Origin of the sequence: Micromonospora sp. CA-248212 (assembly GCF_050948405.1) — a bacterium.
Lineage (GTDB): Bacteria > Actinomycetota > Actinomycetes > Mycobacteriales > Micromonosporaceae > Micromonospora.
In genome coordinates, this window is the sequence record NZ_CP192023.1 from 4715828 (window position 1) to 4727593 (window position 11766).

Genomic DNA, 11766 nt, shown 5'->3' on the forward strand with positions numbered 1-11766 from the left:
CATGCAGAACCACCTGGACACGATCCGTGCGTTCGTCCGGCGGCAGGCCGACGGCATCGCCGACGACGAGGACATCTTCGCCAACGGTTACGTGAACTCCCTCTTCGCCGTGCAGGTCATCATGTTCGTGGAGCAGACGTTCGGCATCACGGTGGCCGGGGACGACCTCGACATCCGCAACTTCCGGTCCATCGCCGCGATCGACCAGTTCGTGGTCGACCACGCCGGTGATCGGCTGGTCGCCCCGCTGTAGCCCTCGTCCCGCACGACGAACTGGCCGGCTGCCCGTGGGCAGCCGGCCAGTTGGTCTGTGGCGGTGAGGTCACCCAGCCGGCGGGGAAACCGGGGTGGCGACTGCCAGTAACGACCGCATCACCGCCCTGGACGAGCGCATCCGGGCGGCCAGTTCGTGCAGCGCCAGCAGCAGGTGCGCGTCACCGGAGCGGTAACGCAGCACACTGATCCGGATGAGCGGGCCCATCACCGGATCCAGCGGGCGGTCACGCTCGAGGTTCAGCCGCGTGCGGGCGGCCTCGTCCTCGATGTCGATCTGATGGGTCTCCACATAGACCTCCGGCGCTACGGGGCACGGCTCGTAGCGCCAGCCACCCTGGTCACGACGGACCCGATCGGCCAGTTCGGGTACGTCGTCGATCAATCGCTGTTGGGCCGCCGCCAGACTGTCGACACTTATCCCGTCGGACGCATAGCGGACGACGACCCGGCGGAACCGCCGCGACGGCCCGTCCCGCAGATCCTGCAGGAATAGATCGACCTCCGGCGGCTCCAGATAGCGCATACGGTGGTCACTCCCCCTCGGCGATGCGGTCCGACGCGGTGGCCGGCGGTCGCTGCTGAAGCCGTCCCACCGACACCACGACCGTCACGACTGTTGTACGAACCATGGCTTTCGCCGGGCTTCCGCCTCGGTCGACCGTCGGCCTGCGATCGCGTCCTCATGACGGCACGAGCCGACAGCACGCCGATAGGCCCGGCAGTGAGTATCGGTGCTGCACCACCCACCGGCTGGTGTGAACCGGCTTGTCGAGAGGGCGGCGGATAGACATGTTCACTATGGCGGCAGCAGCACCAACGCCGTTGTCGGTCTGCGTACTCGGCGGCGCGAACAGCAGTCAGGACCGCAGCGCGCCCGCCGCCGCCGACCGATTCGGGCGCCGGTCGGGTGGACGCGGTCACCGCATCACCTGTGGCGGCAGGTCCGGGCTGACGGATCTCGTGGCGTGGTCCGCGCACCTGGCCGGCCCCGACACCACCTCCGCGCTGACCGCGGTCGAGGGAGTCCAGGCGGCTGGAGGTGCACGGTGCTGAAACTCAACCAGACGGCTTCCATGATCGACCGTCGGCGGTTCCTGTCCCACCTGGCGGAGCTGGCCCGATTCGGCGGGGACGAGCTGGGCGGAGTGTCTCGGACCGGCTTCAGCGAGGCGGATCACGCCGCCCGGCGATACCTCTGCGAGCGCTCGCGGATGCTCCGGTTGCGCGCCACCGTCGACGCGGCCGGGAACCTCTTCATCGGACGCCGGGAGGCGGACCGGGACCGGCCGGTCCTGCTGTTCGGATCGCATCTCGACAGCGTGGTGCACGGCGGCCGGCTCGACGGGGCATACGGCGTCGTGGCCGCCCTGGAGACCTTGGCACGGCTGGACGAACGAGACGGCTCCTTTGCGTACGAGCCGGTGGCGGTCGCCTTCGCCAACGAGGAGGGCGCCGAGTTCGGGTACCCCTTCTTCGGATCGAAGGCGATGGTCGGTCCCATCGAACATGCCGAGCGTCTGGTGGACAGCGCCGGGCTTCCCCTGCGCGACGCCTTGCGGGCTGCCGGGGGCGATATCGACGCCCTGTCCTCGGCCGTGTGGCCGGCCGGCCGGCTCGGCGGCTTCCTCGAGCTGCACATCGAACAGGGCCCGGTGCTGCAACGGGCCGGTGTCCCGCTCGGATTGGTCGAGGCGATCACCGGGCGCCACATCTTCGAGATCACGGTCACCGGCGAGCAGAATCATGCCGGAACCACCCCGATGGACGATCGGCACGACGCGCTCGTAGCCGGTGCCCGCCTGACGCTCGCCATCGAGGACATCGCCCGGGTGCGCCGGCTCTGCGCCGTCTCGACGGTGGGCCGTTTCGATGTCCGGCCGAACGTGACCAACGTGATCCCGGGCGCCGTCACCTTGACCGTGGAGATCCGGGACGGCTCACTCGATCGGCTGGCGAACGCCGAACGCGCCGTCCTGGCGGCGGTGGCCGCGCTGGGACCCGGCATCGACGCGCGGGTGGACGTCCGCATGCGCGCCGCTCCCGTCCGCACCGACCACCGGCTCAGCGCCGCGATCACCGACGCCGCGGCCGAGCACGGACTTCCCGTGCTGACGATGCACAGCGGCGCCGGTCACGACGCGCAGATCGTCGCTGCGGCGGGCCCGGTCGGAATGATCTTCGTACCCAGTCGGGACGGGATCAGCCACTCCCCCCGTGAGCACACCGAGCCGGAACATCTGCTGGCCGGGGCGGACGTACTCCTGACCACGGTGCGTCGCCTGTTGGAGGGGGCGGACCGGTGAGGTTCACCGGGCGTGTCGACGCTCCCCCGGCCGACGTCCTGCACGAAGAGATCCTGCGCCCGCAGTTCGAGAAGGAAGCCCGCACGCTCCTGCCCTGGTACGTGCTGATCGAAAAGGTCCTGTTGCTGGAGTACCGGCGAATGGGGTTGATCGACGACACCCAGTCGGCCGCGCTGGTCTCTCGGCTGAACGAGCTGACCCCGGAACAGATCACCGCCGATCCGGAGGGCAACATGTCCGACCTCGCGTTCGCCATCGAACGGTACGTCCAGGGCGGACCGGAACCTGTGCCGGCCGCATGGCACGTCGACCGCAGCCGCAACGATCTCCAGGCCTGCGCCCAACTGCTGTACGGCCGATCGCAGCTCGCCGCGCTCATTGAGAGTCTGGTCGGTCTGGCTCGGGCCGCCGCCGACCGCGCGGCGGCCGGCGTCGACCTGCCGATGCCCGGATACACACACCTGCAGGCCGCTCAGGTCGTCACGCCCGGCTTCTACCTTGCCGCCCTGGTCGAGGAGTCGCTGCGGACCATCCGGCAGATGCGTGCGACCTACGACGCGGTCGACGAGTGCCCGCTCGGCGCCGGTGCGATGGCCGGTCAACAGCTGGACTGGGACCTGCCCCGCATGGCGACGCTCCTGGGTTTCGATCGGCCGACCCGGCACGCCCTGATGGCGGTGGCCTCCCGTGGGTGGGCGCTGCGTGTAAGCGGGGATCTGTCCGCCTACGGGGTGGTCCTCAGCCGCTTCGCCACCGACCTGATGGCGTGGGCCAGCGGCGCCTACCGCCTGGTGGACCTTCCGGACTCGATGGTGGGCATCTCCTCGTCCATGCCGCAGAAGCGCAACTTCCCGGTGCTCGAACGGATCCGTGGCCGGAGCGCACACCTGACGGCGCTGCACCTCGATGTGGCCATGGTCCAGCGCGCGACTCCGTACGCCAACATGGTCGAGGTTTCCAAGGAGGCTGGTAGTCACCTGAATGCGCTGTTCGCCCAGGCTGGATCGGTGTTCCGGCTGACCAGCACCGTGCTCGCCGAGCTCCGCTTCCGGCCCGAGCAGATGCGGGATGCGTGCGCCGGTGACCACCTCGGCGGCTTCCGGCTGGCCAATCTGCTCACCCTGAGAGCGGGACTGCCATGGCGGCACGCGCAGGTGGTGGCCGGCCGGTACATCGCGGCGGCCGTCGACGCGGGCCGCTCCCCCGGCGAGCCCGACGGGCCGCTGTTGCGCAGGCTGGCCGCCGGCTACCCGGTGACGGAGCCGACGGACCTGCTGACCGAGGCGTTCGACGTGGACGCCGACCTGGCGTCACGGACGTCCGACGGATCAACCGGTCCGGACGCGGTACGTCGCCTCCTGGCCGTCCAGTGCGCCGAACTCGACGAGCACGCGGCATGGGGACGGCACCGCCGCTCCGCGACGACCTCTGCGGTGAACGCCGTGGAAGACCAACTGCGAGGACACCATGTTGTTTGACTCGGTGACGGCGGCGATCGGACATACCCCGCTGGTCCGGCTGCGGATTCCGGCAGCCCCCGGGGTGCGGGCGTACGCCAAGCTCGAGATGCAGAACCTGATGGCGATGAAGGACCGGGTGGCCAAGGAGGTCGTCCTGCGCGCACGCGAGGCCGGCACGCTGGTCGACGGCGCGCCGATCGTGGAGAGCTCGTCCGGCACCATGGCGCTGGGGCTGGCGCTGGTGGGCAACCATCTCGGTCATCCGGTCCACATCGTCACCGATCCCCGGATCGATCCGATCACCCTGACCAAGCTCGAGGCGCTGGGCTGCGCGGTGCACGTCGTCGAGGCGATGACCGGAGCGGGCTGGCAGAGTGCCCGGCTGGAACGCCTCGCTCACCTGATGGACGACCTGCCCGGTGCCTTCTGGCCGCAGCAGTACCACAACCCGCACAACCCGCTGGCGTACCGCGCCCTGGCGGACGAGCTCCTGAAGGACATCGATGGCCTCGATGTGCTCGTCGGCGCGGTGGGCAGCGGCGGTTCGCTGTGCGGGACCACGGCGGCGCTGCGCGCCGACCGGCCGGAGCTGACCTCCGTCGGCGTCGACGCCGTCGGCAGCATGCTGTTCGCCCAACCGGACCGTCCCGAGCGCCTGCAGAGCGGACTGGGCAACAGCCTGCAACCGGACAACATCGACTACGCCGTGCTCGACGAGGTGCACTGGCTGTCCGATGACGAGGCGTTCGCCGCGACCCGGGCGCTGGCCCGGGAGCAGCAGATCTTCGCCGGCAACACTTCTGGCTCGGTGTACCGGGTCCTCACCCACCTGGCCCGGCAGGCCGCCGAAGGGACGACGCTGGTGGGCATCTTCCCCGACCGCGGCGACCGGTACGTGGAGTCGGTCTATCGGCACCGGCCGGAGACGCAGCCTCGTAGCCACCCGGTGCAGGTTCCGTACGGCACCGTGGTGACCGCCTGGTCGTTCGCCGAACTCGGGCGGAACCACCGCCGTCAGCTCGGCTTCATCGAGGCGAACACCACGGGCACCGGCATGACGGCCATTCGGACGGCCGCCCGCCTCGACGTGGAGCCGGTGTTGTTCACCAGCTCGCCCCAGCGTTACCGCGGGCTGCCCGACGTCCGCGTCCGCACCGTGGTCTGCGACACCGACGACACTGCGGAGCTGGCCCGGACGATCAAGGCGAACCTCTCGTCGCCCGCCGGCATCGCGACCACCAGCGACTTCTACCTGCCGCAGGTCAGCGAGCTGACCGCCTCGTTCGACCTGCCGGGCAACCCGCCGGAGGCGATCGCCGTGTGCCGCGACAAGGCGGCGACACGGCGGATGCTGAGCGCGGCCGAGGTGCGCCAGCCCGGGTACGCCGTGGTCGCCGCCACCGACGAGATCCCGGCCGCGATCGCCGTGACCGGCCTGCCGTGCGTGGTGAAGCCGATCGACGACTCCGGCTCGAACAACGTCCGGCTCTGCCACGACCTCGCCGAGACGGCGGACCAGGTCGAGTGCATCCTGGCGGTCACCACGAACGTGCGCGGCCAGGCGACCGCCAGGCTGGCACTGATCGAGGAGTACGTGGCGGGGCCGGAGGTGTCGGTGGAGATGTTCAGCCACGACGCCACGGTCACCTGTCTCGGCGTCACGGCGAAGTCCACGCTCGCACCGCCGCACTTCGTCGAGGCACGGCACGTCTTCCCCGCGGCTCTTCCGCCGGCCCTGCACGCCGAGGTGCTGACCTTGGTCACCCGTGCCCTGTCCGCGGCGGGTATCCGGGAAGGCGCGACGCACACCGAGGTACGGCTCGGCTCGGCAGGCCCGTCCATCGTCGAGATCAACGCGCGCCCCGCCGGCGGCATGATCCCCGAGCTCGTGCGGCTGGCCACCGGGGTGGACATCGTCGAGCAACACCTGCGCGCGGCGTGCCGGCTCCCGGTCCAGCTCAGTCCGGCACGGGACCGCACCGCCGGGATCGCGTTCCTCACCGCCGGTCGCACCGGCCGGCTCACCGCCGTCGAGGGCACTACTGCGGCCCGCCGGACGCCGGGCGTGGTCGACGTGGCGGTGACGGCCGCACCCGGGACCGCCGTTCGTCCGCCGCGTAACGCCTATGACCGGCTCGGGCACGTCATTGCGGTGGGCAGCTCCGGCCACGAGGTCAGCAAGGCGCTGGACGCCGCACTCGGATATCTGCGAATCGAGGTCAACCATGATCGAACTGCGTAGTGACACCTTCACGCTGCCCTCTGCCGCGATGCGCTCGGCGATGGCCACCGCCCCGCTCGGTGACGACGTCTACGGCGAGGACCCCACCGTGCTGCGACTGGAGCGACTGGCCGCCGACCGCCTCGGCAAGGCAGCCGCCTGTTTGATGCCGAGCGGGACGATGGCCAATCTGGCTGCGCTGATGGCTCACGCCCCGCGCGGGGCCAAGGCGATCGTCGGGTCGGAATCCGATATCTATCTGTACGAGGCGGCCGGCGCGACGGTATGCGGTGGCATCTCCTACGAGCCGATCCGCAACCTTCCCGACGGCACTCTGCCACTGGCCTCGATCGCCGCGGCGTTCCCGGAGGACGACGAGGATCCACAGTTCGCCCCGGCGGCGGTCATCTGTCTGGAGAACACGCAGAATCGCTGCGGCGGGGTGGTGCTACCGGACGGGTACGCGGCCGAGGTCGCCGCGCTGGCCCGGACCCGCGGCGTCGCGGTGCACCTGGACGGTGCCCGGATCTTCAATGCCGCGGTGGCGCGCGGCGTACCGCCGGCCGAGCTGGCCCAGCACGCCGACACGGTGCAGTTCTGCCTGTCCAAGGGGCTCGCCGCACCCATCGGTTCAATGGTGGCCGGCGACGAGGCCACGCTGCTGCGGGTCCGCCGGATCCGCAAGATGCTCGGCGGCGGAATGCGACAGGCGGGCGTGATCGCCGCTGCCGGCATCCTGGCGATCGACGAGGCGGCCGAGCGCCTGAGCACGGACCACGCCCACGCGCGGCTGATGGCCGAGGGGCTGGCCGCGATCCCGGGTGTCACGCTGGACCCACCACAGACCAACAGCATTCTTTTCCGGGTCGCGGGACGGGACCCGGAAGAGGTCGTGCGGATGGCCGCCAGTGCCGGCGTCGCCGTCAACACCTTCGGGCACGGCCGGATCCGCGCGGTCATCCACTGCGGCGTCACCACCGGTGACGTGCACGAGGCGGTGAGCCGCCTCGCCAAGGTGATCACCCATTCCGAGCCGAGGCTGAACGGCGCCGGGAGCCCACGGTAGACAGTCGTGCGATCACACCGCCCCACCCGTCGAGGAGTGACGACCATGTACTCGATCCCGAACACCCCGGCCCGCTCGCACCACGCCACCGCCCCGGGCCGCACTGACACCAACTGGGGGTGACCGCAGATCTGCCCGGCCCCGCCGGACCGCTCAGGAGGCCTCGCCGACCTGGAACGCCAAGGAGGCCGAGGTGAGCCTGCGTACCAGTTCCTCGGCGAGGTCACGGGCATCTTGTGAATCGACCTTACCGAGTATGGTCAGCGCCTCCCGCCAGGCCGCCATCGCCGTCGCGGTGTCCGCGATGGTGTCGCCGAGCAGGCGCAAACCTCGGGCCTGCCACACCTGGTCGCCCAACTGACGGAAGCTCTGCAGCGCGGCGCCGGCCAGGCGCGCGGCCATGTCCCGCGAACCGATCGCGTACTCGGCCTCTGCCCAGGCGAGCTGGATGCGGGCACTCACCATCCGGTCGCCGCTCTCCGCGGCGACCTTGCCCGCCTGGCGCAGCGTGCCGACGGCACGATCCGCATCGCCGGCCGCGGTCTGCGCCAGGCCCTGGCCGTAGCGCGCGTAGGCCTCGCCGATCCGGTCGCCGTACTCGACGACGATCTCCAGGACATCGTGAAAGCAGTCGAGCGCGGTGCCGATGTCGTCACCCTTCAGGGCCACCTCGCCGAGGCGGTACCGCAACTGTGCCTCCATCCGGCGGCTCCGTCCCTCGGTGAGCCGGATCGCCTCGGTGAGATGCCCGAGCGCAGCACGCCGGTCGTGGGCGATGACGGCCAGCTGGGCCAACCCGGACAAGACGTGGGCCTCCCCGATCACGTCACCGGCGAACCTGAACCACTCACGCGCCTGCTCGTACTTGCGCCGGGCCTCCTCGTGGCGGCCTTGCGCCCGATCGATGAAGGCCAGGTTGCGCAGGACGAGCGCCCGGCCGTACAGCACCCGTTGGTCGACGAAGAGCTCGTCGGCGGCACGGGACAACCGGGCCGCGTCGTCCAGGCGGTACTCCGCGGCAGCCAGGGCGCCCATGGAGTAGAGGACCGCGGCCTCGCCGTACTTGTTGCCCGATCGCCGCACCGCGGCGAGCGCGCTGTCGTGCGTGGCCCGCCACTCGACGAATTCCGACCGCACCTCGAAAATGGTCACCAGCGTCACCGCGAGGTCCCAGCAGAGGTCGTCGGCGCCGAGGTCAGCGGCCTGACCGACCATCGCCACCAGGGCATCCTTCTCGACCGCGAACCATTCGAGCGGGTCGGCCAGTAGTTCTTCGCAGAGAGTCTCATCGACCTTCCAGCGAACCGCGTCACTGTGCAGGACGGTGTGGTCGCCTCCGTACTCGCTGCGGTGGGCCTTTTCCGCGACATACAGCCACGCGCCCAGAGCCCGGCGCAGCGCCTCGGCCCCATCCTCGGCTCGGTCCTCCGCGTCGTGGCGTTCTGCGGCGAAGATCCGGATCAGGCCGTGCATCCGGAACCGGGCTCGGCCGCCGACCGGGGTCTCGACCTCCAGCAGCTGCGCCGTCACCAGCTCGCTGAGCGCCTCCGCACCTGCGTCGTCGTCCGAGCCGAGCAGGGGTGCGCAGATCCATTCCGGGAAATCGCGTGCCTCCAGCACGCCGAGCAGCCGAAGCAGTCGGCGTGCCGGGTCGCTGAGCCACTCGTAGCTGGGAGCGATGTTGGCCCGGAGGCTCTGTTCGCCATGCGACAGTTCGTCGAGGCGCCGGCTCGTGTCGGCGAATCGCTCGGCCATCCGAGCCACTGTCCAGTGGGGCCGGATGAGGAGTCGCCCGCCTGCCGCGCGCAGCGCCAGCGGCAGGTGGCCGCACATACTGCTCAGTCGCAGCGCCTGGGTCGGCTCGGCATAGATCCGACCGGGCCCCGCGATCTGTGCCAGCAACTCGACCGAGTCGCTGGGTTCGAGCAAGGGACATTCCACGTGGTGAGCCGCCGGCAAGGCGGTGAGCCGGCGGCGGCTGGTCAGGATGACCACGCTGGGGGCGGAGTTGGGCACCAGCATGCGGACCTGCTCCTCGTCCGCGACCTCGTCGAGAACCATGAGCACGCGCCGCCCGGAGAGCAGGGCTCGCAATGTCTCGGCACGCTCCTCGATGCCGCCGGGGATCATCACGTGCGGTACGCCGAGGGCACGCAGGAACCGCTCCAGGACCTGGGCGGCGCCCAGCGGGGTGTTGTTGCCGTTGAGCCGGGCGTAGAGCTGCCCGTCGGGAAAGAAGTCCTTCGTCGCGTGTGCCACCCGGATCGCCAGGGCGGACTTGCCGACACCGCCGGTGCCGGAGACCGAGATGATCCGGGGCGCCGCGTTCCCGTCATCCGGTTCCGCGGTGACTATCTCCTGGAGCCGGTCGAGCAACGGCCGGTTGCCCGTGTAGTCACCGATGTCGGGCGGGAGCAGCCGGGCCGGGCGGTAGTCGGCCGGCGTGACGTCGGCAGGCTGGGTCGCGGCCCTCGGATCCAGCTCATAGTCGGTTTCACCGCCCAGGACCGCACGTTCGACCTCGCGCAGCTCGGCGCTCGGCTCGATGCCCAGCTCGTCGACGAGTGTCTGGCGACCGTCGCGGTAGCAGGCCAGGGCCTCCCCCTGGCGACCGCTGCGAAACAGCGCGAGCATCAATTGCGCCCGCAGGTGTTCGCGCAGCGGGTTGGACGCCACCAGGTCGGCGAGTTCGGCGATCATCTCCTGGTGGCCGCTCTGGCGCAGTCTCAGGTCCATGAACTCCTCGACCGCCCGCAACCGCATCTCTTCCAGGCGAGCGCCGGCAGCTGCCACCAGCCGGCTCTCCACCCCGGCCAGCGCGTCGCCCCGCCAGAGCTTCAACGCGCGTTCGTAGCGGCCGATCGCCTCATCGAGCCGCTGCTCCTCGGCGCTCTGTCGGCCCTCTGCCACGAGCCGCTCGAAGACGAGCAGGTCGACCTCGTCGGGCCCGGCGTGGATCAGGTAGCCCGGAGCGCAGGTCTCCAGCCGGTCCGGCAGGCCGACGTCGGCGAGCGCCCGCCGCAGCGCGGAGACGCAGATCTGGATCTGTCCTCGCGCGGTCTGCGGTGGGGCGTCGTCCCAGATGGCTGTGGACAGCCGGTCGACCGGGACGACCCGGCCCGCCTCGAGCAGCAGCATCACCAGGACGATGCGCTGCCGCGCCGCTCGGATGGTGGCTGTGCCTGTCGGGCCTTTCACCCCCAGCGTGCCGAGGATCTCGAAGTTCATCACAGCCGCAGTCCCCCGTGGTCTCGGCTCCGTCTGTTACACCTTGCGACGCGCGGCGAAATCGCCCTCGCACCCCTGGCGATGGGCAAGGGCATTGCCGTTGATCACTGTCCGAATCGTGAGCGTAACAGCTCGGAGCGGGGCCGTCGAGCGTTCAACAATCCGCTGTGTAGGACCAGCGATCACTCTCGGTCCGAATATGAGCCCTGACTACGCGGCGGCGTTATGTATTTTGAGCGGCCGGTATGCCGACCCGAAGATTCGCTTTCCAGAAACCGGGGAGGCTGAGTAGACCCATAGCGATCACCGACCTGACCGGACGACATCGGGCGGCGGACCGACCGGCGAACCGTCAACGGGCTCCCGGCCCAGAGCGGGACCCGGTGGGAAGATCGGTCGACTGCGGCATCGTCGGCATGGATCGGTCGACCCAGGCCCGGCCGGCCAGGGCGCGGCAGCCGTACCGTACCCGGGCGAGCTTGTCCGGGTAGTCGGGGTCGTCGTCGGCGAGCAACAGGCCGAGGATCGTTCCGCTGTGCGCGGCGACCACCCCGAGGGCGCCCGTCGCGGCCGAGAGGGCCACCAGGTCGCCGAGCATCGACTTGGGACGCAGCCGCTGGTTGAGCAGCGCGCTCCGGGTGGCCACGGCGCCGACCGTCGCGAGATCCCCCTTGCCGATCGCCACCGTGATCTCATCGAGCAGGCTGCGGTACTCCCGCCGCTCGGCGCGGCCGAACGGTTTGGGAATGCGGTTGAAGTCGACCGTGTCGACCTGGCCACCCTCGTCCACGCCCACGATCGTCGTTGCCGGCAAATGACCCAGCATCGCTTGCAGCCGGACCTGCCGGTGCAGGAAGGCCACCACACCGGGATACATCACCCCGTCGGTGGGCTCGATCGGGCGCAGCAGTGACTCGATGTCGGCCGGGGTGAGCGTCACCCCGATCGCCTCGCTCACCGCCCGCACGGTGGCCACCAGATCGGCCGAGGAACTCGCCTGGCCCTTGCCCTCGGTGAGATCGCCGTCGAGGGTGAGCCGACCACCGCCCCACACGCCGTACCGGCGCAGCATGGCCTCGGCCACTGCCCGTGATTTCGTCTTGCTCCGTGGTGCGACTTCGACCCTCGATGCGCCTGGGTGTAACTCGAAGTACGCCGAACATCCCCGCCTGATCGGCAGCGTTACCAGGAAATCCGTACCCGGTTCCGGCA

8 protein-coding genes are annotated in these 11766 nt (G+C 70.2%); 5 read left to right on the plus strand and 3 right to left on the minus strand.

Annotated features, from left to right (window positions below; all coding sequences use genetic code 11):
* The first annotated feature begins 1 nt into the window (after position 1).
* Entirely contained in the window at positions 2-253 is a 252-nt protein-coding gene (locus tag ACQP03_RS22155) for a phosphopantetheine-binding protein (protein WP_091606476.1), read from the plus strand.
* Positions 254-322: 69 nt separating this feature from the next.
* Here ACQP03_RS22155 and ACQP03_RS22160 read toward each other — a convergent pair whose 3' ends face one another.
* Complete coding sequence (locus tag ACQP03_RS22160) at positions 323-799, minus strand: hypothetical protein (protein WP_141714744.1); 477 nt, start codon at positions 797-799, stop codon at positions 323-325.
* 550 nt (positions 800-1349) lie between these two features.
* Between ACQP03_RS22160 and ACQP03_RS22165 the strand changes: the two genes are divergently transcribed.
* Genes ACQP03_RS22165 through ACQP03_RS22180 form a run of 4 tightly spaced genes read left to right on the plus strand, consistent with a single transcriptional unit; the run spans position 1350 to position 7326 of the window.
* Positions 1350-2579 (plus strand): Zn-dependent hydrolase, encoded by a 1230-nt coding sequence (locus ACQP03_RS22165; RefSeq protein WP_357174173.1) that lies wholly within the window; start codon positions 1350-1352, stop codon positions 2577-2579.
* Complete coding sequence (locus ACQP03_RS22170) at positions 2576-4057, plus strand: argininosuccinate lyase (RefSeq protein ID WP_357128448.1); 1482 nt, start codon at positions 2576-2578, stop codon at positions 4055-4057. The genes ACQP03_RS22165 and ACQP03_RS22170 overlap by 4 nt, the downstream gene beginning before the upstream one ends.
* On the plus strand, positions 4047-6281 hold the full coding sequence (locus ACQP03_RS22175) for a pyridoxal-phosphate dependent enzyme (RefSeq protein WP_357174176.1): 2235 nt from the start codon (positions 4047-4049) through the stop codon (positions 6279-6281). The genes ACQP03_RS22170 and ACQP03_RS22175 overlap by 11 nt, the downstream gene beginning before the upstream one ends.
* On the plus strand, positions 6265-7326 hold the full coding sequence (locus ACQP03_RS22180) for a GntG family PLP-dependent aldolase (protein ID WP_281593044.1): 1062 nt from the start codon (positions 6265-6267) through the stop codon (positions 7324-7326). Before ACQP03_RS22175 ends, ACQP03_RS22180 begins: the two co-directional genes overlap by 17 nt.
* A gap of 153 nt (positions 7327-7479) precedes the next feature.
* On the opposite strand, the gene ACQP03_RS22185 is transcribed toward ACQP03_RS22180, so the two are convergent.
* Together ACQP03_RS22185 and ACQP03_RS22190 are read right to left on the minus strand one after the other, a co-directional pair.
* Positions 7480-10554 (minus strand): AfsR/SARP family transcriptional regulator, encoded by a 3075-nt coding sequence (locus ACQP03_RS22185; RefSeq protein WP_357128442.1) that lies wholly within the window; start codon positions 10552-10554, stop codon positions 7480-7482.
* Between the two features lie 352 nt (positions 10555-10906).
* Positions 10907-11638 carry a kinase gene (locus ACQP03_RS22190; protein ID WP_357128439.1) on the minus strand — a complete coding sequence of 244 codons (732 nt, stop codon included), beginning with the start codon at positions 11636-11638 and terminating at the stop codon, positions 10907-10909.
* Positions 11639-11766: the final 128 nt, after the last annotated feature.